The 20,655-nt window shown below is 73.7% G+C and carries 22 protein-coding genes; 12 read left to right on the top strand and 10 right to left on the bottom strand.

Features of this window, described 5'->3' with window-relative positions; translation table 11 throughout:
- Positions 1-134: 134 nt before the first annotated feature.
- Together ACIPSC_RS36605 and ACIPSC_RS36600 are read left to right on the top strand one after the other, a co-directional pair.
- On the top strand, positions 135-350 hold the full coding sequence (locus ACIPSC_RS36605) for a heavy-metal-associated domain-containing protein (RefSeq protein WP_400833877.1): 216 nt from the start codon (positions 135-137) through the stop codon (positions 348-350).
- Positions 351-787: 437 nt separating this feature from the next.
- A complete protein-coding gene (locus ACIPSC_RS36600; protein ID WP_400833874.1) occupies positions 788-1,660 on the top strand; it encodes a substrate-binding domain-containing protein in 873 nt (290 codons plus the stop codon).
- Here ACIPSC_RS36600 and ACIPSC_RS36595 read toward each other — a convergent pair whose 3' ends face one another.
- Positions 1,661-2,392, bottom strand: a complete 732-nt coding sequence (locus ACIPSC_RS36595; RefSeq protein WP_400833871.1) for a class I SAM-dependent methyltransferase — start codon at positions 2,390-2,392, stop codon at positions 1,661-1,663. It lies immediately after the preceding gene.
- A gap of 187 nt (positions 2,393-2,579) precedes the next feature.
- Between ACIPSC_RS36595 and ACIPSC_RS36590 the strand changes: the two genes are divergently transcribed.
- Positions 2,580-2,969, top strand: a complete 390-nt coding sequence (locus tag ACIPSC_RS36590) for a hypothetical protein (protein ID WP_400833868.1) — start codon at positions 2,580-2,582, stop codon at positions 2,967-2,969.
- Between the two features lie 110 nt (positions 2,970-3,079).
- On the top strand, positions 3,080-4,756 hold the full coding sequence (locus tag ACIPSC_RS36585) for a peptide-N4-asparagine amidase (protein ID WP_400833865.1): 1,677 nt from the start codon (positions 3,080-3,082) through the stop codon (positions 4,754-4,756).
- A gap of 99 nt (positions 4,757-4,855) precedes the next feature.
- Here the strand turns inward: ACIPSC_RS36585 and ACIPSC_RS36580 are convergent, their stop codons facing one another.
- Positions 4,856-5,938, bottom strand: a complete 1,083-nt coding sequence (locus ACIPSC_RS36580; RefSeq protein ID WP_400833862.1) for a hypothetical protein — start codon at positions 5,936-5,938, stop codon at positions 4,856-4,858.
- Positions 5,939-6,051: 113 nt separating this feature from the next.
- Between ACIPSC_RS36580 and ACIPSC_RS36575 the strand changes: the two genes are divergently transcribed.
- A complete protein-coding gene (locus ACIPSC_RS36575; RefSeq protein WP_400833860.1) occupies positions 6,052-7,398 on the top strand; it encodes a cytochrome P450 in 1,347 nt (448 codons plus the stop codon).
- Positions 7,399-7,459: 61 nt separating this feature from the next.
- Positions 7,460-7,843, top strand: coding sequence for a VOC family protein (locus tag ACIPSC_RS36570; protein ID WP_400833857.1), 384 nt, complete (start codon positions 7,460-7,462; stop codon positions 7,841-7,843).
- Positions 7,844-7,954: 111 nt separating this feature from the next.
- On the opposite strand, the gene ACIPSC_RS36565 is transcribed toward ACIPSC_RS36570, so the two are convergent.
- Entirely contained in the window at positions 7,955-8,455 is a 501-nt protein-coding gene (locus ACIPSC_RS36565; RefSeq protein WP_400833855.1) for a hypothetical protein, read from the bottom strand.
- Positions 8,456-8,960: 505 nt separating this feature from the next.
- Between ACIPSC_RS36565 and ACIPSC_RS36560 the strand changes: the two genes are divergently transcribed.
- Positions 8,961-9,896: a hypothetical protein gene (locus ACIPSC_RS36560; protein WP_400833853.1), complete on the top strand. Its 936-nt coding sequence runs from the start codon at positions 8,961-8,963 to the stop codon at positions 9,894-9,896.
- A gap of 62 nt (positions 9,897-9,958) precedes the next feature.
- On the opposite strand, the gene ACIPSC_RS36555 is transcribed toward ACIPSC_RS36560, so the two are convergent.
- From ACIPSC_RS36555 to ACIPSC_RS36535, 5 genes are all read right to left on the bottom strand, one after another.
- Positions 9,959-10,738, bottom strand: a complete 780-nt coding sequence (locus ACIPSC_RS36555) for an HAD-IIA family hydrolase (protein WP_400833850.1) — start codon at positions 10,736-10,738, stop codon at positions 9,959-9,961.
- 182 nt (positions 10,739-10,920) lie between these two features.
- Positions 10,921-11,952, bottom strand: a complete 1,032-nt coding sequence (locus ACIPSC_RS36550; RefSeq protein WP_400833848.1) for a nitronate monooxygenase — start codon at positions 11,950-11,952, stop codon at positions 10,921-10,923.
- A 307-nt stretch (positions 11,953-12,259) separates the two neighbouring features.
- Positions 12,260-12,634, bottom strand: coding sequence for a contact-dependent growth inhibition system immunity protein (locus tag ACIPSC_RS36545; RefSeq protein ID WP_400833845.1), 375 nt, complete (start codon positions 12,632-12,634; stop codon positions 12,260-12,262).
- Between the two features lie 49 nt (positions 12,635-12,683).
- Entirely contained in the window at positions 12,684-13,958 is a 1,275-nt protein-coding gene (locus ACIPSC_RS36540; protein ID WP_400833843.1) for a molybdopterin molybdotransferase MoeA, read from the bottom strand.
- Entirely contained in the window at positions 13,955-14,260 is a 306-nt protein-coding gene (locus ACIPSC_RS36535; RefSeq protein ID WP_400833841.1) for a DUF6457 domain-containing protein, read from the bottom strand. Before ACIPSC_RS36535 ends, ACIPSC_RS36540 begins: the two co-directional genes overlap by 4 nt.
- A 452-nt stretch (positions 14,261-14,712) precedes the next feature.
- On the opposite strand from ACIPSC_RS36535, the gene fdhD reads away from it, so the two are divergent.
- Positions 14,713-15,552 (top strand): formate dehydrogenase accessory sulfurtransferase FdhD, encoded by an 840-nt coding sequence (fdhD, locus tag ACIPSC_RS36530; RefSeq protein ID WP_400833839.1) that lies wholly within the window; start codon positions 14,713-14,715, stop codon positions 15,550-15,552.
- A 133-nt stretch (positions 15,553-15,685) separates the two neighbouring features.
- Here fdhD and ACIPSC_RS36525 read toward each other — a convergent pair whose 3' ends face one another.
- Complete coding sequence (locus tag ACIPSC_RS36525) at positions 15,686-16,273, bottom strand: lytic polysaccharide monooxygenase (RefSeq protein WP_400833837.1); 588 nt, start codon at positions 16,271-16,273, stop codon at positions 15,686-15,688.
- 303 nt (positions 16,274-16,576) lie between these two features.
- Between ACIPSC_RS36525 and ACIPSC_RS36520 the strand changes: the two genes are divergently transcribed.
- The 3 genes from ACIPSC_RS36520 (at position 16,577) to ACIPSC_RS36510 (ending at position 18,644) form a co-directional block, all read left to right on the top strand.
- The gene (locus tag ACIPSC_RS36520; RefSeq protein ID WP_400833835.1) at positions 16,577-17,452 is read left to right on the top strand and encodes an aminoglycoside phosphotransferase family protein; all 876 of its coding nucleotides are present in this window, start codon (positions 16,577-16,579) and stop codon (positions 17,450-17,452) included.
- A gap of 341 nt (positions 17,453-17,793) precedes the next feature.
- Entirely contained in the window at positions 17,794-18,399 is a 606-nt protein-coding gene (locus tag ACIPSC_RS36515) for a restriction endonuclease (RefSeq protein WP_400833833.1), read from the top strand.
- 50 nt (positions 18,400-18,449) lie between these two features.
- On the top strand, positions 18,450-18,644 hold the full coding sequence (locus tag ACIPSC_RS36510; RefSeq protein ID WP_400833831.1) for a hypothetical protein: 195 nt from the start codon (positions 18,450-18,452) through the stop codon (positions 18,642-18,644).
- Positions 18,645-18,803: 159 nt separating this feature from the next.
- Here ACIPSC_RS36510 and ACIPSC_RS36505 read toward each other — a convergent pair whose 3' ends face one another.
- A complete protein-coding gene (locus ACIPSC_RS36505; RefSeq protein ID WP_400833829.1) occupies positions 18,804-19,280 on the bottom strand; it encodes a carboxymuconolactone decarboxylase family protein in 477 nt (158 codons plus the stop codon).
- A 109-nt stretch (positions 19,281-19,389) separates the two neighbouring features.
- Here ACIPSC_RS36505 and ACIPSC_RS36500 point away from each other — a divergent pair, with 109 nt between their 5' ends.
- Positions 19,390-20,349: a pirin family protein gene (locus tag ACIPSC_RS36500; RefSeq protein WP_400833827.1), complete on the top strand. Its 960-nt coding sequence runs from the start codon at positions 19,390-19,392 to the stop codon at positions 20,347-20,349.
- The last annotated feature ends 306 nt before the right edge of the window (positions 20,350-20,655 follow it).

Genomic DNA, 20,655 nt, shown 5'->3' with positions numbered 1-20,655 from the left:
TGCCACCTGCGCGGCGTGTCCCTGGGCCGCCGCCCGATCGTGCGCTGTGGTGGGAATCGTCGTTCACCGGCCCCGCCCAGCACGGGCAGTGGCCGGCGCCCCTGTCACACGCGCACGGCAACGGAGGCATCCCCATGTCCATCACCACGGTCCTCAGCGTCGACGGCATGAGCTGCGGCCACTGCGAGCGGACGGTCAGCGCCGGGCTGTCCGCGCTCCCCGGCGTCACGGAGGTCACGGCCGACGCGCCCACCGGACGGGTCACCGTCGCGTCCGCCCAGCCGCTCGACGAGGCGCTGCTGCGCAGCGCGGTCGACGAGGCCGGCTTCACCTTCGTCGGCCGGAGCTGAGGGCGGGCTGACGACAGGCAGCCGGGCGGCGGGCCGACGGTGGACGGCCGGCGAACTGGGTGATCAACCAGTTCCGCGGCCCGCGGGCGGCTGCCAGACTTTCGGCTGGTCCCGGCCGAACGGCGGCGCGCGCCGGACGGCCGCACGTTCCGGCGCCGCTGGGGCGGGACGGTATGGACGGCACTGGCGACACCGGCGACATCGGTGGTACTCGCGGTACTCGCGGTACTCGCGGCGGCACGAGCGACAGACGCGGTTTCCTGCGGGCGGGGGCGGCACTCGCGCTCCCGGCGCTGCCCGCGCTGGCGGGCTGCTCGGCGGACGACCGGCCCTCGGGCCCGGCGCCGGCCGACGCACCGTCACCGGCACCGCCCGCCGCCCCGGCGCGCCCGTCGTCCGCGGCACCGCGCCCCGCCGACCCCGGCGTCGTCCGGCTGATGAGCGTCACCACCGTCCGCGACGGCGGCCTGTACGACGTCCTGCTGCCGGAGTTCGAGGCCGCCAGCGGGCTCAAGGTCCGGCTGACGGTCGGCGAGGAGGTCGGCGCGGCCGTCCGGGCCGGGGAGGCGGACGTCGCGCTCTCCCACCTCGGCCACCGGGACATCTCCGGGCTGGTCACGGACGGCTTCGTGCAGTGGCCGCACACCGTCCTCGCCAACCTGATGTGCCTGGCCGGACCGCGCGACGACCCGGCCGGGGTGCGCGGGCTCACCGACCTCGCCGAGGCCTTCCGCCGCATCACCGCCGCCGGCCGGCCGCTGATCGTCAACAACATCGACGGCGTCCGCTACCTGATGCGCACCGTGGCCGCCGAGGCCCGCCTCCCGTGGTCGGCCTTCACCGACCAGGGCCTGGCCACCGGCGCGGCCATGGACGCGGCCGCCGCTGCCCGTGGCTACACCCTCTGGGGCCTGACGCCCTTCCGCGAGTACCTGCGGACGCGCCCGCTCGACCTCGAACCGCTCGTCCTCGGCGATCCGTTGCTGCAGCGGGTCATGGCCACGGCGGTGGTCAGTCCGGCGAAGGTCCCGGGGGTCAACGAGGCCGGGGCGAAGGCGTTCCAGGACTATCTGCTGCAGCCGGAGACGCAGGCCGGGATCGCGGCCCACCGCGTTCCCGGCCTCGACGGGCCGGTCTTCGCCCCCGCGGGACGCCACAACGCCAAGGAGCACCTTCCCCCGGAGCCCGGCCAACCCGCCACCCGCCCGGGTTCCGGCAAGGGCAACGGCGGAGGTGGGGGCGGCGGCGGAGGAGGTGGCGGAGGTGGCGGTGGCGGTGCCGGGAAGGGCTCCGGGACGCCCGCCTCCTGATCACTGCTCAGGTCGGCGCGCGAGGAAGACGAACTCCCGGCCCGGCCGGTCGGGGGCGTCGCGGACCTCCTGGACGGCGAACCCGCTCGCCGCCAGGTCGGCTGCCACCTCGTCGCGCTCGCGGAAGCGCAGCGTGGAGTCCGAGGTCAGCACCGCCCCGTCCGCGGCGAACACGTACGTCCACCGGAACGTCACCAACGGGCCGTCGATGTCGATCAGTTCGACCCAGCTCTCCACCGCGCCGACGCCGGGGACCGCCGTCACCGCGTACGAGTCCTCGCGGTTCCACCGTTCCCAGGCCCGCGCGGACGGGACTCGGGTCTCGAACACCAGGTGGCCGCCCGGACGCAGCGCCCGGTGGGCCGCCGAGAGCGTCGTCCGCCAGGCCGCCGGCGCCGCGATGGCCTGCGCCACGTTGGCGGTCATGGTCGCCAGCTCGACCCGCAGCGGCGGCAGCGCCGTCGCGTCGCCGCGGATCCACTCGACCCGGTCGCTGCCCGGCTTGGCCCGCGCCACCTCGATCAGCGCCTCCGCGGGGTCCAGACCGACGACCTCGACGCCCTCCTCGGCCAGCAGGAGTGCGAACACGCCGGTGCCGCAGCCGATGTCCAGGACCTTGCGGGCCCCGAGCCGCCGGGTGAGGTCCAGGTAGGCGTCCAGATCGCTGCGGTCGGGCTCCAACGCGTCGTAGATCGCGGCGAGTCGGGGATGGGTGAAGATCTCGTCGGCCATGCACCCGACCCTACGTCCCGTTCGGTCCGGTCCACCGGGACTTCTCCTTCGACGTCGCATGACGGCCCGTCGCTCGCACGGCCCGGACCGCGTGCGCCGAGCCTGCCCGCCCTGCGACGGTCCGCGCCGGCCGCTCGGGCGGTCCGAACTCTGGTGCGGCCACCCGGCGGAGGCCAGAATGCAGGGCATGCGGAAACGGTTCGCACTTGCGATCGGGCTGGTCGTCGCCGCCGCTGCGACGATCTCGGGGTGCGGCGGGCATGCCGCTGCGCCCCGCGCGGCCGCCCCGACGGCGCCCGCACCGCCGTCCGCCGACCCGCTCGTGGACTGCGTCCTGAGCATCACGCCCTGGCTGCAGACGTACCTCGACGGCGGCACGGACCTCGGCGACTACCAGGAGATGGGCCTCTCCAGCGCTCAGGGCGGCGCACTCCGCGAGCTCCAGCGACAGGCCGCCGCCCTCCGGGCCCGGGGCCCGCTGCCGTCCGGCTGGGCCGCCACGGAGGTCCGGCGCGCCTGCACGGCGATCACCGCGGCCAGGGCGAGCGCCACCTCGAAGCCGACGGGCTGGCCGTAGGCGCCCGGGGGCGAAGCGCGGACGCCCCGGCGTGTTGACGCGCGCATGCCACCACGGGAAGGATGCCCGGGACCGCCCGTCCGCTTCCGCCCCGACCGAGAGGGACACCGTTGGCCGCCCACCCGCTGATCCGCCGAGCCGGCCGCCGCGTCGGCCGTCTGGCCGGCGCCGTCGTCCTCGCCCTCACCGGGGCGCTGGCCGCCGCCGGGCCCGCGCACGCCGACTTCGGCACCGACTACCACGACCCGCTCACCGCCACGAAGCCGCTCACCCGGCCGGACACCCGTTCCTGCACCGTCGAGGTGATGCACGACCAGCCGTTCCGCAACGGCTACGGCAGCCCGCCGGACACCCCGTACACGGCCACCGCCACCCCACCCGCCGCCTGCGCCGGGCCTTGGTCGGCGGTCGTGCTGGACCTGCACGGCCAGGTCGCCGGCCGGCAGTTCGACCGGCTGTTCACGGTCCGCGTCGGCGGCGCCCAGGTGCTGCTCTCCTCCACCCCCGAACCGTCCAAGGACGGCATCGAGTGGTCACTCGAACGGGACGTCACCCGCTACGCCCCGCTGTTCGCGGCCGGGCAGCAGCCCTTCGAGTTCGACCTCGCCAACGTCACCGACGACACCTACACCGGGGTGTTCCGGATCTCGGCGAGCCTCACCTTCTACACCACCTCCGCGCGGTGGCCCGCCGCCCGCACAGCCGACCGGCTGCTCACCACCGGGGCGTTCGGGCTCACCCAGGCCGCCCCCTCCGCCGGCCGCGAGCTCTCCTTCCCGCCGAACCTCGAACGCCTCACCGCCGAGGTGTACGCGCGCGGCGGCGGCGCCTGCGAGGAGTTCGCGTACGCCTCCGCGCCGGACGCGTTCGCCCGCGCCAACTCCGGCACCGGCGTCTGCGGCAAGGGTCCGTTCCGCGAACTGCGGCTCAGCATCGACGGCCGGGTCGCCGGCGCGGTCTGGCCGTACCCCGTGATCTACACCGGCGGGTGGGACCCGCTGCTCTGGCGGCCCACCCCCGGCATCTTCGCCTTCGACCTGCCCGCCTACCGGCTCGACCTGACCCCCTACGTCGGGCTCCTGGTGGACGGTCGGCCGCACACCGTCGCCGTCGCCGTCAACGCCGCCGAGGCCCAGAGCAACGACCTCTGGAGCGGCCAGGTCAACCTCTTCGCCGACGTCGACCACGGCGCGGCCCGCACGTCCGGGCAGCTCACCGAGTACCGGGTCGCCCCGGAGGCCGCGGTCGGCACCGCCCTCGCCGACCACGGCGGCGGCAGCGGCGACTGGACCGTCACGGCGGGCCGCCACGACCTGGCGCGCGGCTGGGTGCAGACCTCGCACGGGCGCGTCACCACCGAGGTCCGCGACGACCTCGTCTTCAACTCCGCCCAGCAGTTCCGCGACAGCGGCAACGACCTGACCCTGCACAACCGGAGCGACCTCACCCGCACCACCGCCACCTGGGGCTCCGGTCCGCGCCGCACCACCACCGTCCACGAGGGACAACCGCTGGACGTCGGCTACCGGTACGCCAAGGACGCGGCGGGCAACACCGACCAGCGCACGAGCATGGACCTCGGCTACCACCGCGAGGCCACGACCGCGACCGGCGCCCGGGTCACCGACCGCACCACCGTCGACCACACGCTGCGCCCGACCGCCCACCGGCACGACGGCGACACCACCGTCCGCACGGGCGGCTCGGTCGAGGACTACCGCACCACCGGCCCCGAGGGCCCGTACCACCGCACGATCACCACCGTGGACGGCTGGCCGGCCGGCTGACACCACCGCGCCTCCTCCGGGCCCGGTCTGCACAGTGGCGCAGGCCGGGCCCGGCCGCGCCGCGCAGCGAGCGCGGGCAGGTGGGAAGGCTCCCGCGGCCTACTGGATGCTCCAGCGGTGCGGGTGCCCGGGGTCGGCGGGGCAGGCGAAGACGTTCAGCTCGCCCCAGCGGCCCACGGTGACCTCGGTGGGCGTCGAACCCCCGAGCCGACCGGGCAGGCTCTGGACCTCGACCGGTATCCAGCTGTGGCTGCCGCCGTCCCACTCCGAGCTGTCGACGGTCAGCAGAAGCTCCATCGGCGCCGCGCAGGCTCGGCAGTCCATCGGCGCGGGGTCGGTGGAGTGCCAGGACGCGAACCCGCCGACGCGCCACCCGGGCGGGATGGACAGGTCGTACTGGTATCCCACGACGTGCTCCGGCGGCGCCTCGTCCCAGTCCTCAGGGGGCGCCGACCCGCGCGCCGCCCGACGCGCCTCCTCGGCCTCCTCCGCCTCCTCCTCCCTGGCCTCGTCCCACGCGTAGATCCTCGCGCGGAGGTCCTCCGGGAGGAGCCCCGCGAACGGGTAGGTGACCACCTGCTCGGGGAACAGCACGCACGGCTCCGCGACGTAGCCGTCGAAGCCGACCACCTCCGGCTGCGGGGGCTCCGCCAGCACCTCGGCGACCTCCCACGACCGGCGCCAGCGCAGGTCGAGCGACATCCCGTACCCCGTCGGGCCGTGCGCGTCGAAGGGACACCAGAACACCTGGAGCAGGTCGCAGCCGTCCGACCCGGCCGGCAGGTCGGGAAGGTCGCGCCGGTACAGTTGCGCGACGCCGATCATGGGGAGCGGGTCGGTGTCCGTGCCCCCGGCGACCCGGTGGCGGCGGCGCAGCTCCGTCAGCAGGCTCCGCTCCGCCTCCGTGGGGCCGGAGTCCGGTTCGCGCGCCCAGGCCTCGGTGAGGATCTGCCGCTCCCGGTGGATGTCCGCGATTCTGCGACCCCGTCCCCACCCGTGGGCCTCGCGGCACACCGGCCACGGTTCGTCCGCCGGCCAGAGCAGCGGCCCGCCCACGGAGCTGTCGGCCACGCCGGGTGTCCCCGGGCACGGGTGGAGCCGGGTGGTGGTGCCCCGGTACGCGGCCAGGTCCGGGAAGAGCGCCTCGACGTCGAGCGGGCGCGGCGGGGTGGTCCTCGTCATGCCCCGGACTCTACTGATCGGCTCCGACACGGCCGTTTGTGGGCAGCGCGGGCGGCGTCCGCTGTCGACGGCATCCTGGCGCGCCGACCCGGTCTGTCGTACCGTCGGGCGCTGTGATCCTCGACCAGGCGCACGTGAACCGGATCTTCCTGCCCGCGACCTACGCCGAAGGCGTGCCGTACGAGCTCTTCCGGGAGCTGCGGAGCGCGGCCCCGGTGTGGTGGGTGGAGGAGCCCGCGGTGGGTCCGTGGCCGGCCGGGCCCGGGTACTGGGCGGTGCTGCGGCACGCCGACGTCAAGCACGTCCTCCGCAGCCCGGACGTGTTCTCCTCCCACCTGGGCGCCACCCAGATCCGGGACCCGGACTCCTCCGCCGACCTGGACTTCGCCCGGACGATGATGCTCAACCAGGACCCGCCGGACCACTCCCGGCTGCGCCGGATCGTCGCGGGTGCCTTCACCCCACGCGCCCTGCGGGAGCTGGCCGTCGGTATCGAGCACCATGCGGCGGCGGCCGTCCGGGAGGTGCGGGCGCAGGGGGAGGCGGACATCGTCCGCCTGGTCGCCGACCTCCCGGTGCGGACCCTCGCCTGCATCATGGGCGTACCGGAGCAGGACCGTCGGCTGCTGCAGGACTGGGCGAACCGGGTGATCGGCTACCAGGACGCCGACTACGCCCACTCCAGCACCGTCGACCCGGCCGCCCTCACCGACGCCGGCCGGGCGGCCCTCGCCCACCGCCCCACCACCTGGACGGCGCCGGACGGGCGCCCGGTCAATCCACGGTCCCGCGCCGCCCTGGCCGACATGTTCGCCTACGCCCACGCGCTCGCCGAGCGGCCGCGCCCCGGCAGCATGCTCGCCCGGATGCGGGAAGGCGGGCTGGGGACGGCGGAGTTCGAGACGATGTTCTTCCTCTTCGCGGTGGCCGGCAACGAGACGGTGCGCAACGCCCTGCCGGGCGGTCTGTACTCCCTGCTCAGCCACCCCGAGCAGTACCGGCTGCTGCTGCGGTGGCCGGATTCGGCCGCCCCGGCCGCCCCGGTCGCCTCGGTCGCCCCGGTCGCCTCGGCGGTCGAGGAGATGCTGCGCTACTGGCCGCCGGTGGTGGACTTCCGGCGCACCGCCGCGCAGGACGTCGAGCTCGGCGGCCGGCGGATCCGGCGCGGCGAGAAGGTGGTGGTCTACCACGCCTCCGCCAACCGGGACGAGACGGTCTTCCCGGACCCGGACCGCTTCGACGTCACGCGGACGCCCAACGACCACGTCAGCTTCGGCTACGGCCCGCACTTCTGCGTCGGCGCACAGCTGGCGCGCCTGCAGATGACCGCGATGCTCGGCAGCCTCCTCACCGAGCTCCCCGAACTGACCCTGGCCCCGGGGGCTGCGCCCGACCGCATGGTGTCCAACTTCCAGAACGGCCTCAAGCACCTGCACGTCCGGTGGCGGCCCCGCGGCTGACGCGGCAGCCCGCACGGCCGGTCGGTGGCGCCGGGCGTGGAAGTCGGGAACGATGGCGGGCATGGTTTCGGTGGTGCAGAACGTGGCGATCGACTGTGCGGATGCCTACGAGCTGGCCCGGTTCTGGAGCCGGGTGACCGGCCGTCCACTGGATCCCGAGGACCAGCCGGGTGCCCGGGAGACGCAGGTGCTACTGGCGGAGGGCCCGGTGCTCTACTTCAACCAGGTGCCCGAGGCCAAGAGGATCAAGAACCGGATCCATCTCTGCCTGCGCCCCGAGACCTCGCGCGATCAGGAGGTGGAACGCCTACTGGGCCTGGGCGCCACCTTCGTCGCCGATCACCGGAACCCCGACGGCTCCGGCTGGGCAGTCCTTGCCGACCCCGAAGGCAACGAATTCTGTGTCCTCCGCAGCGATTCCGACCGCGCCGCGACGAATTCCTGAGGCCGCATTCGAGACCTGCGGCCCGCCGCGGGGGCTTGTGCTGGAAGTAATGTGCTGCCCGCCTGCGCGGACTGCAATGGCACTGCCTCACCGCGCGCAGGCGGTGGCCGGTCAGGGTGCATCGACCGACAGGAGATACGAGTCCAGGTCGTCATAGGGCGTCTGGGTGCGCAGCCATTGGAGCTTCCCGTCGGTGATGCGGTAGCGGTCGACGAGGAAGCTCCAGTCACCGTCGTCGCTTTCGTGCCTGAGGCACAGCGAGAAGTCGGTGTCGGCAACCAAAGAAGCCAGGGCAACGATGCATCGGGCGTAGTCGTGATAAGGGTGGTACTCATAGTCGTTGTAGATCACGATCAGGGGATCGGGTTCCAGGTGAAGCCGGAAGGTACCTCTGACTCTTTCGTCGGTGCCCGAGAGGAGCTCCGCGAGGGCTGCGGTGTGACGGCGTTCAAACCGCAGCTCGGCGTCGAGCGTCCGGACCTGTGGAGAGCTCTGGTGAACGAAGAAGGGGCCATGGTAGTTGAGGTAGCCGACGGGGGTCTTCTCTACGACGCGGAAGAACTGTTCCTGGGCGGCGCCCGGGGCGATGGCATCGAAGGTGTAGTCGCGCATCCATCGGATATTACGTGGACGCGTATCGCTGTTGCTTGGTGATTTTGGGATGCCTCCGGTTGACGGGACGCTTCCAGCGACCGCGGCCACCTTTGCGGCTGGTGTCTGAGCCAGGACACCGAGGCCTGCCCGGCGGCACTACCCGAAGTGGCCGTGCCCTCCTTGGACTTCGGCCCGGAGCTGCCTGCGGGTGCGCAGCCGGATCCGACGTGTGATCAAAGGTGGCGAACTGGATGGCTGCTGAGACTTAGGATCGGACGACAATCTGATCACCGGGGGTATGGTGCGCATCGGTCTCGGGCTTCGGGGAACCGCTCTTCTGCTGGCGGCTGCCGCGCTGGCCGGCTGTGACAGCCAGAGCGGACAGGAACAACCGCAGGAGCGAGTCGCCCCAGCGTGGACCGGACCGCAGATCGCCGGACCGGGGCGAGTGGTGCTCGCCTGGTGCGACCGGTTCGCCGCACAGTCTCCGACCAGGCCCAACGCCCGGGTACACGTAGTCACCGTGGCCGCGTACTCGGTGGCGGACGGAGCCGAGGTCGCCCGCCAGGTCGCCACCCTGCCCGACGGGGGCTCGTCGGACTCCTTGTGCGCGGGCGCCTGGCTCTCCGCGGCAGGGGAACGGCAGGCCTTCAACGACGATTTCACCCTCCTCGCCGGAACCGTCCCCGGGCCGGGCAACAAGGGCAAGACCGCCACGGCCTTCTCCGTGTCCGGCGGCAGCCCGGTCTCCACCGGGCCGGGGGCGACGGCGTCCGACGACCGCGCACCCGTGTTCCAGAGCGGTACGTCGACTCTCTGGTACGTGACCGGCGACCGCCACCTCACCAGCCGTGATCTCAAGCAGCCCTCGGCCGCGCCGGCCGACCACGGCACCGCGCCCGGCCAGAGCTTCCTCCTGGCCGGCGACCGGCCATGGGTGCGCGCGCCGCTCGAAGTGACCCCCGACCAGGCGGCGGTGGCACCCGGCGGCACCGTCGCCGTGGGCAGCAACCTGCTGTGGCGACGCACCGATCCGGCGGCGTCCTTCGCCGAGCAGAACGTCGAGCCGGCCGTGCTCGGCCCGTCTCTCAACGGCAGGGCGCCGGTGCCGGGTTCGGAGGCGATGCCGGCATGTGCGGCACGTCTCTGGTTCGACGACCTTTCGCTGCTGTGCAATGCCCGCAACACCCTGCTCAGGGTGACGTTCGCCCCCGACCACAGCCGGGTCGACAAGGTCGAGACCCTGATTCCCGAGGAGCAGGGCCTCATCCCCGGCGCGGTCCTGTCCCCGGACGGCCGGTCCCTGGCGTTCCTGCGGGAGTGGGCCGGCACCGTGGACCTCTACCGGCTCGACCTGTCCGCCGGTGCCGCGCCGGTCCGGATCGCGTCCCTCGCGGCCGGTGCTCCCACCGGCTCGGGCGGGGTCGGGCGCGATGTGCGTGTGATCGCCTGGCAGTGATCGGGGACGGCGTCCGCGCGGGCGGACGGTGAACCGCCGGACTACGAACCAACCGGCTCGGCTCACCCCTGCCGTAGCCGTGACAGCAGGTCCGGGAGGTCAGCCACCGAGTCGAGCTCGTGGTCCGGCCGGCCGCTGCTCTGCCGGGGCCCACCCGGCGCGGCCTTGCCCGTGCGGACGAGCACGCCGGTGATCCCGCACCGCTGCGCGGCCAGCACGTCGGACTCGATGTCGTCGCCGACCATGACCGCCTCGTCCGGCTCCGCGTCCAGGTGCGCGAGGGCGCCGGCGAAGAACGCCTCGGCCGGTTTGCCGAGCACCTCGGCCCGGACGCCCGCCGCGACTTCCAGCCCGGCGACGAAGGCGCCACTGTCGAGTTGCAGCCCCGCTCCGGTGCGCCAGTAGGCGTTGCGGTGCATCGCCACGAGCCGCGCACCGCTCTGGAGTGCGGCGAATGCGAGGTTGAGCGCCTCGTACCCGAATTCGGGACCGGCCCCGCCGATCAGCACCACCTCGGCGTCGTCCGGCCGCTCCACGAGCTCAACGGCGGCCAGGTCCTCGCGGATGTCGCCGCTGTTGAGCAGCAGGCACCGGGAGCCCGCGAGCCGGGCGGCGCTCGCGGCGGGCGCGGTGAGGACGGATTCGATGCCCACGGGGAAGCCCGCCTCCGCGAGGGTGGCGGCAATCGCGCGCCGCGTTCGGGAGGTGGTGTTGGTCAGCAGGACGAACGGCACGCCGTCAGTGTGCAGTTCCTGCACGGCCGACACGGCGCCGGGCAGCGGCTCCCAGTCGACCGTGAGCACGCCGTCGATGTCGAGCAGAACCGCTTCGCCCCGTCGCATGCCCCGACACTAGCGTCGCCACTCGTCGACCGACCGTCCGCCGCGCGGCACGGGAGGCCCCAGGCCCGGCTCGCCGGGCGGGCCGGCGGCGAGCTGCGGCAGTGCGGCCACCAGCGCGGCCACGAACTGCGCCGGAGCGTTGCGCCTCCGTTCCGATGGACACCACCTCGTCCTGGGCGGACTCACCGTCCGGCGGCGAGTCGGGTGAGCGTCTCGGCGGCGGGTTCGTCACGGGCTTCTCGGTAGCCGGTGCCTGCCCAGAGGTGGATCAGCTCGGTCTCGTTCGCGGCAGCGGCTGCCTTGCGCAAGGGGCTGGTGAGGTGGTGGACGGCCGGGTAGCCGAGCGGCGCGGCCGGTTCGTAGGTGTCGGTGAAACGGTTGCGCAGGGCGCGGGCGGGGCGGCCGGTGAAGGCGCGGGTCAGCGTGGTGTCCGTGAACGCCGGGTCGGCCAGGGCGGCCTTGTACGGTGCGGCGGCGCCGCTCTCATGCGTGCGGAGCAGCACGGTTCCGACCATCACCGCGTCGGCGCCGGCCCGCAGGGCGGCCGAGGCGTCCGTGGGGGTGGCGATACCGCCTGCGGCGATCACAGACAGCGGGACGGTGTGCCGTACGTCGCTGACCAGGTCGGGCAGCGGGGTCGGGGCGACGGGTCGAGAGGGGGTGAGGGTCGCGGAGTGTCCGCCGGCCGCGGAGGCCTGGACGATCAGCAGATCCGCGCCGGTCTCGGCGGCGGCCACTGCCTCGGCCGAGTTGGTGACGGTCTGGGCGACGAGGCTGCGCACGTTCTGGAGCGCCCTGACGATCTCGCCGTCGGGCAGGCCGAAGGTGAACGAGACGAGGGGAACGGGCGCCTTGAGAAGGAGGGCGAGCTTCTCCTCCCAGGCGTCGTCGTCCTCGGTCATCTTCTCGGCGGGGAGGGTGAGGTGGTAGCGGTCGGCCTCCCGCTGCAGCACGCGGGCGTAGGTGCGGTACGCGTCCGGTGCGACGGGGACGGGGTTGGGGGCGAAGAGGTTGACGCCGAACACCGCACCGGTGGCACGGACTCGGGCAATCTGAGCGCCGAGCTCGGCAGAGGTCTTGTAGCCGCCGGCCAGAAAGCCGAGACCGCCGGCGCGCGCCACGGCCTCGACGAGGGCGGGGGTGCCGGCGCCCCCGGCCATCGGGGCGGCCCAGACGGGCAGGTCGGTGCGGAGGGAGGTCAGATCGCGGGGCATGACGGAAACTCCTACGACTGGTCGACTGGTCGGCTGAGCAACTGGGCGATCGGGGCGGGCGGTCCGGGGCCGCGGGGCGAGATGCTGCGAGCACCTGCTTCATGATCACTTCCCCTCGCGGCTTCCCGCACGCGGACTCCCCCATCGACGTTAGGCCGCGGACGCGATGCCAGGAAATGCCCCCTCCGCCTTGCTGGGCCGCTTCCTCAACTCGGCCCGCGACACGGCTGCGACCTGCATGCATGCGGGCGAGGCACGTGCGTCCGGGCACTCGCCGGGCCGGTAGTACCCCACTCCGGTCCCGAGGTCAGTGCGCAGCCGGGGACCGGTCGGGCAGAGTCGCCAGGACGGCCCGGGCCTCCCGGGCGAGCTGCGGTGACGCGTGCCAGACCTCCGGGGGCAGCGCGCGGACGGCGGCCAGGAGGTCGCCCTCGTAGAGGTCGCCCTCGGCCATCGGGTCCTGGCGCAGGATCTCCAGCGCGAGCGGCAGGGCGAACGGCACGCCGACCTGCTGGGCGAGCAGCAGGCGCAGGTCCTCGACGGTCAGCGTGCCGATCGGCTTGCGTCCGAGTGCGTGGACGGTGGCGACGAGCCGGGTCGCGTCGGCCGGCGGGTCCGGCCAGGGGGCGCGTTCGAGCTCCTCCAAGGAGCGGCTGCGGTCCGCGGGAGTCGACGGAGTCATGGCCGCGATCATTCCACAGCCCGGGCAGCCGCCCGGTGGGCCGTCGGGCTCAGTGGTCGGGGACGGTGATGACCTCCACGGCGGCACCCGGGGGCAGACCGCCCGGTGGGACGGCGGCGAGGGCGTCGGCGAGGGCGAGCCCGCGGAGCATCGCCGGGCCGCTGAAGGTGAGCGGGGTGACCGTCCCGTCGGTGCAGCGGACGGGCAGCAGACGGGTGTCGTGCGGGTGGCCGGGGAGGTCGGTCGCGGCGTGGAGCAGGCGGGCCGGCGGGTCGGTACGGCCGCCCAGGCGATGGAAGAGCGGCGTGGCCAGGGTGACGGTGCCGACCACCGCGGCCAGCGGATTGCCGGGGAGGCCGACCAGGTGGCGGGGGCGCCCCGCGCCGGTGGCCGGTGGCAGTTCGGCCAGCAGCATCGGGTGGCCGGGGCGGACGGCGACGGAGCCGACCCGCACGGTCGCCCCGGCCTCGGCGAGGGCGCGGTGGAGGAAGTCGACCGGTCCGGCGGCAGTGCTGCCGGTGGTGGCGAGCACGGTGGCCGGGGAGCTCCGGATAGCTTCACAGAGCGCAGCGAGGTCGTCGGCCACCCGCCGGACGCCGATCACGTCGGCGCCGGCAGCGTGCAGCCACGGCGGCAGCAGCGGGCCGAGCGCGTCGCGGATCCGACCGTCGGCGGCCCGGCCGGAGTCCAGCAACTCGTCGCCGAGAACGAGCAGTTCGACGGTCGGGCGGCGGTGGACGGCGAGCGTGTCGTAGCCGGCGGCCGCGGCCAGGCCGAGGACGGCGGGGGTGACGGTGGTGCCCGCGGACAGGAGCGGCTCGCCGCAGCGGCACTCCTGGCCGCGCGGCCGGATGTCGCGGCGCAGCGGCAGGGGGTCGGGCGCGAGGTGGTGCAGCAGGCCGTCGGCCGGGTGCGGGCCGCCGTGTTCGCGGCGCAGCACGGCGGTGGCGTTGTGCGGGAGTTGGGCGCCGGTGGCGATGGGGACGGCGGTTCCGTCGGGCAGCGGCTCGGGGCGGACGCCGGCCAGGACGGTGCGGCCGGGAAGCAGCCGCCAGGGGCCCGGGCCGGAGACGGCCCAGCCGTCCATCGCGGAGGTGTCGAAGGGCGGCAGGTCGGTGAGGGCGGTCAGCGGTTCGGCGAGGGCGTGGCCGAGCGCGTCGGGGAGGGTGCGGGTGACGGCGGGCAGGGGGCGGGCGGCGCTGTCGCGGGCGGTCTCCCGCGCCTCCTCCCAGGGGACGGCGGGGTGCCGGGGCGGGGCGGCTCTGTGCGGGCCGGGTCGGGGCGCAGCGGCGGGCCGGGTGTCGGCTCTGATCACGTTGGTCATGCGGGCTCGCTCCCGGCCCGCTCGCGCCCGGTTCCGGGCTCGGGCTCGGGCTCGGGCCCGGGCGGCCGGTGCTCGGTCGTCCAGCGCTCGGCGAGGGCTGCGGCCCTGCGGTTGGCCTCGGCGACCGCGGCCGGGCCGCCGCCCGTCTGTGCGGCGGCGTAGCCGACCAGGAAGGCGGTGAGCGGGGCGGCGGGGCGGGCCACGCCGTGGGCGACGACCTTGGTCATGTCGAGCAGCCCGGCGACGTCGATGTCGATGTCGACGCCCAGCTCGGCCTTGGCGGCGTCGAGCCAGTCCTTCATCCGGTGCACCTTTCTGCGTTCATCGGTCGTTCAGGACGGCGCTTTCCCGCACTCCCCCGCTCTCAGGGAATTCTGCACGGCGACCATCATCGGCATCACCGCCGAGGCCCGTCAAGAACGCATCACCGGTCAGGCCCGCGACCAGGACCGCACGCCGCCGAATCCCCCAACCACCGCTTGTTCGAGTGCATTCGGCTCATCCGATCCCTCCTTTCACGCATCCCGAATTACCCGACGGATTCAGGCCGATCACCCACCGAGATTCCCCGACCCGGCCCCCACCGAAGAATTCGAAATCCCTCCCGATAAAGCGCGATAATGGGAACGCGGCCCAGCTCCCCGCACCCACATGTCCATGCGACACGCCGACGGCCGTAGGCTTGCTGTGCCTGGCGATCACGGCCCGGCACGGCCGCCGGAGCGGCGCCGGCAGCAGACGAAGGAGCGGGACCATGGGGCGAGTGACCGTGCGACGGCGGGTGCTGCGCATCCGGGACGGAGCGCACTCCCACCGCCCCGACACCCTGGCGGCCGAGGAGCCGATGGAGATCCGCGTCAACGGGCGCCCGCTCACCGTGACCATGCGCACCCCCGGCGACGACTTCGACCTCGCGGCCGGCTTCCTGGTGAGCGAGGGCGCCCTGCACTCCGCCGACGACCTGGCGGCGATCCGGTACTGCGCGGGTGCCACGGCCGACGGCAGCAACACCTTCAACGTGGTGGACATCGCCCTCGCCCCGGGCGTGCCCGCCCCCGACGCCTCGCTGGAGCGCAACTTCTACACCACCTCGTCGTGCGGGCTCTGCGGCAAGGCCAGCCTCGACGCCGTCCGCACCACGGCGGCCTGGTCCGTCGACGAGGACCCGCTGCGCACCACGCCCGCCGTCCTCGCCGCCCTGCCCGACCGGCTGCGGGCGGCCCAGCGGGTCTTCGACACCACCGGCGGCCTGCACGCGGCCGGGCTGTTCTCCGCCGACGGCGAGCTGCTCTGCCTGCGGGAGGACGTGGGCCGGCACAACGCGGTGGACAAGGCGGTCGGCCACGCGCTGCGCGAGGGCATGCTGCCGCTGCGCGGGACAGTGCTCATGGTGAGCGGCCGGGCCTCGTTCGAGCTGGTGCAGAAGGCGGTGATGGCCGGGATCCCGATGCTGGCGGCCGTCTCCGCGCCCTCCTCGCTCGCCGTCGACCTCGCCGCCGAGAGCGGGCTGACGCTGGTCGGGTTCCTGCGCGGCGCGTCGATGAACGTCTACACCGGCGCCGAGCGCCTGGAGCCGGCGCCCGTCGGGTCCTGACGCGCCCCGGCCTCGGGGTGGACGGCGCAGGGCGGCTCAGGACGGCGCAGGACTACGCAGAGCGGCTCAGGACGGCGCAGGGTCGGAGCCGGTGCGGGGGCAGTCCGCACCGACTCCGCCTCTCCTGCGTGCCTCAGAACAGGACGTCCATGCAGGAGTAGAAGGCGTTGGCCGTGTCGGCGATGTCCCAGACCGCGACCACCACGTGGTGCCCGGTTCGGCCCGTGGGAAGGGTCGCGGTGTGGGTGGTCGTGGCGGCGGGCTGGCGGCCGTTGTAGGGGACGGTCAGGAACGGGGTGAGGTCGAGGCCGGCCCGGGTGATCTTCTGGGTCGCGTCGTAACCGGGCTTGGTCAGGTAGTACTTGAAGTTCGTGGTCGCATGCCTGGCCTCGATCTCCCAGGTGAACTTCAGCTGCTGGCCGGCCGTCACCTTCGTGGTCGGCCAGGTGCCGTTGCGCGGGTTGTCGAGCGGCGCCCAACGGGCGTCCGCTCCCGCGCAGATGGTCCCGTCGGCGGGGCCCCTGCCCGGGAAGCCCTTCGGACCCTCGACGCTCTGCGGTTCCCATTCGATGTCGCCGCAGTTGGTGACGACGCCCGCTCCGCAGAGTGCGGAACGGCTGGGCGGGAGGTTGATGAAGCCGTGCGACTGGGCCGGCAAGGCCGTCGCGAGCGGGACGGCCGCGGCCGCCAGAACGGCACCGACGATGTGACGCCTGCGCATGGTGCTCCTCCGTGGGGGTGGATGGAGAGTGCGAGTGCGAGAACGCCCGGCACAGGTGGCGCGTGGGGGTGCGCCTGCCACGGATCTCTTGGCGTGTCTGCGCCAGGGCGGCGCCCCACACCCTAGGCGCCGCCCGCTGACGCCGTCAATGGTCTGGACCATATGCCCGGCATGGTGCCAAATCATCTGCGGGGCAACGGAGATGGGGCGGTCGCGAGGTCCGGGAAGGCGCCCAGCGGACCTCCGGCGACGGGCGATTAATCGATGTCGCACGGCCCGCCGCCCGATTAGCATCGCCCTCCTATGATGCATGCGAACGAGACCCCCACCGACCCGGCGCTGGTGACGCGCCTGCTCGCCCAGCAGTTCCCCCAGTGGGCGCACCTTCCCGTCCGGGTGATCCGATCCGCCGGCACCGACAACACGATCTACCGCCTCGGCGACGACCTGGCCGTCCGGCTGCCCCGGCTCGAAGCAGCCGTCGATCAGGTGGAGTTCGAGCAGACCTGGCTCCCGCGGCTGGCTCCGGCGCTGCCCGTCGCCGTACCCGAGCGGATCGCAGTCGGACAGCCCGGACTCGGCTACCCCTTCCCCTGGGCGGTCAGCCGCTGGATCGACGGCGCGCACCTGACGGAGGAGGACCGCGCCGACCACCGGTTCGCCCGGGACCTCGGCGCGTTCGTGACGGCGCTGCGCGCAGCCGATCCCACCGGCGCGCCGCGCGGATACCGCGGTGTGCCGCTGCGCAGCCGTGACGCCTCCGTGCGCGAGTGGACCGCGAAGGCGGCGGACGTGATCGACGCTCCCGCCGTCCTCGCAGCCTGGGAGCACGCGCTCGCGCAGCCGGAGTGGGACGGACCGCCGGTCTGGGCGCACGGCGACCTCATCCCCGGCAACGTCCTCGCCGCCGGCGGCCGACTGCAGGCAGTGATCGACTTCGGGGCGGCCGGCGTGGGCGACCCGTCCTGCGACGCCATCGCGGCCTGGACGCTACTGACCGCCGAGACCCGCCGGACCTTCCGCGCGGCGGCAGGCTTCGACGAGGCGAGCTGGGCCCGTGGCCGGGGCTGGGCGCTCACCTTCGTCAGCGGGATCGACTACTACCGCGACACCAATCCCCCCATGGCGGAGCTGGGGCTGCGCGCCGTCGCCGAGGTCCTCGCCGACCACGCCGGCTGAGCGGGGCGGCCGGTTCGGCGGCGCGGCGAACCGGCCGGCCGCCGAACCGACCCGGATCCGAACCGACCCCAACCGAACCGACCCCAACCGAACCCAACTAAGCCGACCTGAACCCAAGTCGAACCCGAACGCCGACCGTTCGATCGACGCGCCTGCCGGACGCCGCCCCCGTGCGCCCGTGCGCGCTTCCTGCGCCACCCGTGGCGGCTGGTGTCATGAATCGTTCGACTGCCGGCTGAATCACGGGGGTACGGGTGGGATCGCGCAGACCACCGGCGCGTCGTCGACGTCCGGGGAAGAGCGGCGGCGGAGAGTCCGCCGTCGTACTGCTGTTGGGCGCCGTGTTCGCCGTCAGCCTCGCACTCGCGCTGGTCCGCTGGCTGCTCGCCCACTGGTGGATCCCGGTACTGCTGCTGATGGTGGGCGGAGCCGTCGCCGCGGGGGTGGTCCGGGCCCGGCTGGCGGAGCAGGCAGCAGCCCTGGAACGCCAGCGCCGCCTGCGGCTCGCCCTCACCGGCCCCGGCGGCCTGGACCACATGGGCCACCGGGCCTTCGAGTTCGCCGTGCGGGACCTCCTGCGCCGCGACGGCTGCCGCGCGGAGCAGGTCGGCGGTGGCGGCGACCAGAGCGCGGACGTCCTCGCCACCGATCCGATGGGGCGGCGCTGGGTCCTGCAGTGCAAGCACAAGCAGGACCCGGTCGGCGGCGCTGCGGTCGGCGTCGGAGTGCTGTACGCGCTGGTCGGCGCCAACGAGCGGGTGCACCGGGCCCAGGTACCCGTCGTCGTCACCAACGGCAGGTTCTCGGCCCCGGCCGTGCGGTGGGGCCTGGACCAGAACGTCGCCCTGGTCGACCGCGCGCTCCTCGGCCGCTGGGCCTCCAGCGGCCTCCCGCTCTGGGAGCTGCTCCCCCGGATCCCCGCACCGCGCAGTGGCCGCGGCCACTGAGCCGGTGAGCCGGCCGCCGTCGCCGCCCTCCCAGAGACGAGGACCTCGAAGTGACCATCAGCGCATCCGCGGCGCTCGCCATCATCATCTTCATCCGCCTGGCCCGCCGAACGGAGTCGCGCAGCCGCTCCGACGAGCGGCTGACCGTCGTCCTCTGCACCGTCTTCGGCGTGCTCATCGCAGCGACCCCCTGGGGCCAGGCCATCCTCCGCCTCGTCGGCGTGATCACCCGGGCGACCCACTGAGAACCGGCCCCGGGCACGCGCCACCGGGCACTCCGGGAACGGAACCGCGGCACTTGGAGGCAAGCGGCTCCCACCCGGCCCCATAGGCTCGCTCCGACGGCGGCGCGGCAGATTCGGCCCCCGACCCGCGAACGGACCCGCGACCCGGCGCGGCCCGCCTCAGGACGCCGGGGACGGGTGCACGGGGTGCTTGCTCAGAATGGAGACGCGGTTGAAAGCGTTGATGGTGATCGACACCCAGATCACCGCCGAGATCTCGTCCTCCGTCAGCACCTCGCGCGCGAGCTCGTAGGCGCTGTCCTGCGCGGCGCGGTCGGCGGGGCTGGTGGTCGCCTCGGCCAGGGCGAGCGCGGCGCGCTCGCGCGGGGTGAAGACCTCGGTGTCGCGCCAGGCCGGCAGCACGCCGAGCCGCTGCGCGGTCTCCCCCGCGCGCTGGGCGGCCCGGGTGTGGACGTCCAGGCAGTAGGCGCAGCCGTTGATCTGGGAGACGCGCAGGTTGACCAGCTCCACCAGCCTGCGGTCCAGTCCGGCCTCGGCTGCGACGGTGCGGACGGCCTCGGAGGTGGCGACCAGCGCATGGAAGGCCTTCGGGCTCTGCTTGTCGACGAAGACGCGGGTCTGGGTTGCCGTGGTCACCTGGACTCCTTCGGTGGGCGGGCCGCTGACGGCCCTTCGGCCGAGCGGGCCGGGACCGGCCGCTCGGGCATGGGTGCGCCGATCGACCTCGGCGACTATGATCGACTCCATGGTAGTTGAATTCGAAACAAAAGCGCCAGAGGCTGCCGACCGACCGTCCGCACGGCGCATGGAGGTCCTCTCCCCGCGGGACGTGCCCCTGGGCGGGCCCCGGGCGATGACGGTACGGCGCACCCTGCCGCAGCGGAACCGCTCCCTCATCGGCGCCTGGTGCTTCGCCGACCACTACGGGCCGGACGACGTCGCCGACACCGGCGGCATGGACGTCGCCCCACACCCCCACACCGGCCTGCAGACGGTGAGCTGGCTGTTCACCGGCGAGATCGAGCACCGGGACAGCCTCGGCATCCACGCGTTCGTGCGCCCGGGCGAGCTCAACCTCATGACGAGCGGGCACGGCATCAGCCACTCCGAGGTCTCGACCCCCGCGACCACCGTGCTGCACGGCGTCCAGCTCTGGGTGGCGCTGCCCGAGGAGCACCGGAACACCGGCCGCGACTTCCATCACCACGCCCCGAGCCCCGTACCGGTGCCCGGCGGCGAGGCCAGGGTCTTCCTCGGCTCCCTCGCCGGCGACACCTCACCCGTCCCCACCTTCACCCCGCTGCTCGGCGCCGAGCTGACCCTCGACCCCGGTGTCACCACCACCCTCGCCGTCGACCCCGCCTTCGAGCACGGCCTGCTCGTCGACCGCGGCGACGTCCTGCTGGAGGGCACCGCGCTGCGCCCCGCCGACCTCGGCTACCTCGCCCCCGGCGCCGAGACCCTGACCATCACCAACACCTCGGACACCCCCGCCCGACTGATCCTGCTCGGCGGGACGCCGTTCGAGGAGCAGATCGTGATGTGGTGGAACTTCATCGGCCGATCCGGTGAGGAGATCGTACAGGCACGGAATGACTGGGAGAAGGGTGTTCGCTTCGGCGAAGTGCACGGCTACGACGGCGACCGACTGCCCGCTCCGGAGCTTCCCAACGTTCCGTTGAAGCCACGCGGACGGATACGCTGACCTGCAGAGATGCACAGCTGAGCAGGATTCGTGATCTTCGTCCGCCCCTGCCTCGGGGCGCCTCGCCACAGCGTGTCGCGTGCGGGCGCCCCGAGGCTTGCCGAGCGCCGGCGGAGAGGGCGCCGAGTCTCACGTTTGAGTATCTGTGACAACGTCCGATCGGATCGATGCCGACCCTTTGCCGACTCTTCTGACGTAGCGTCAGGTAGGGGCGGGTCGACCAGTCCGGCTCCGTCACCCGCCCTCGGGTCGGAGCACGAAGTCACCGCCCCGTACACCGCCGAGCAGCGAGTCCGCCGAGAGCAC

Origin of the sequence: Kitasatospora sp. NPDC090091 (genome assembly GCF_044747365.1) — a bacterium.
Classification (GTDB): Bacteria; Actinomycetota; Actinomycetes; order Streptomycetales; family Streptomycetaceae; genus Kitasatospora.
This window is presented reverse-complemented; position numbering and strand designations above follow the sequence as displayed.

Coding starts and splice junctions, on each gene's coding strand:
- ACIPSC_RS36540 (WP_400833843.1), bottom strand. CDS start 13,958: ATGACCAACGTGATCAGAGCCGACACCCGGCCCGCCGCTGCGCCCCGA.
- ACIPSC_RS36600 (WP_400833874.1), top strand. CDS start 788: ATGAGCGTCACCACCGTCCGCGACGGCGGCCTGTACGACGTCCTGCTG.
- ACIPSC_RS36565 (WP_400833855.1), bottom strand. CDS start 8,455: ATGCGCGACTACACCTTCGATGCCATCGCCCCGGGCGCCGCCCAGGAA.
- ACIPSC_RS36590 (WP_400833868.1), top strand. CDS start 2,580: ATGCGGAAACGGTTCGCACTTGCGATCGGGCTGGTCGTCGCCGCCGCT.
- ACIPSC_RS36555 (WP_400833850.1), bottom strand. CDS start 10,738: ATGCGACGGGGCGAAGCGGTTCTGCTCGACATCGACGGCGTGCTCACG.
- ACIPSC_RS36595 (WP_400833871.1), bottom strand. CDS start 2,392: ATGGCCGACGAGATCTTCACCCATCCCCGACTCGCCGCGATCTACGAC.
- ACIPSC_RS36500 (WP_400833827.1), top strand. CDS start 19,390: ATGGTAGTTGAATTCGAAACAAAAGCGCCAGAGGCTGCCGACCGACCG.
- ACIPSC_RS36550 (WP_400833848.1), bottom strand. CDS start 11,952: ATGCCCCGCGATCTGACCTCCCTCCGCACCGACCTGCCCGTCTGGGCC.
- ACIPSC_RS36570 (WP_400833857.1), top strand. CDS start 7,460: ATGGTTTCGGTGGTGCAGAACGTGGCGATCGACTGTGCGGATGCCTAC.
- fdhD (WP_400833839.1), top strand. CDS start 14,713: ATGGGGCGAGTGACCGTGCGACGGCGGGTGCTGCGCATCCGGGACGGA.
- ACIPSC_RS36605 (WP_400833877.1), top strand. CDS start 135: ATGTCCATCACCACGGTCCTCAGCGTCGACGGCATGAGCTGCGGCCAC.
- ACIPSC_RS36545 (WP_400833845.1), bottom strand. CDS start 12,634: ATGACTCCGTCGACTCCCGCGGACCGCAGCCGCTCCTTGGAGGAGCTC.
- ACIPSC_RS36580 (WP_400833862.1), bottom strand. CDS start 5,938: ATGACGAGGACCACCCCGCCGCGCCCGCTCGACGTCGAGGCGCTCTTC.
- ACIPSC_RS36520 (WP_400833835.1), top strand. CDS start 16,577: ATGATGCATGCGAACGAGACCCCCACCGACCCGGCGCTGGTGACGCGC.
- ACIPSC_RS36535 (WP_400833841.1), bottom strand. CDS start 14,260: ATGAAGGACTGGCTCGACGCCGCCAAGGCCGAGCTGGGCGTCGACATC.
- ACIPSC_RS36525 (WP_400833837.1), bottom strand. CDS start 16,273: ATGCGCAGGCGTCACATCGTCGGTGCCGTTCTGGCGGCCGCGGCCGTC.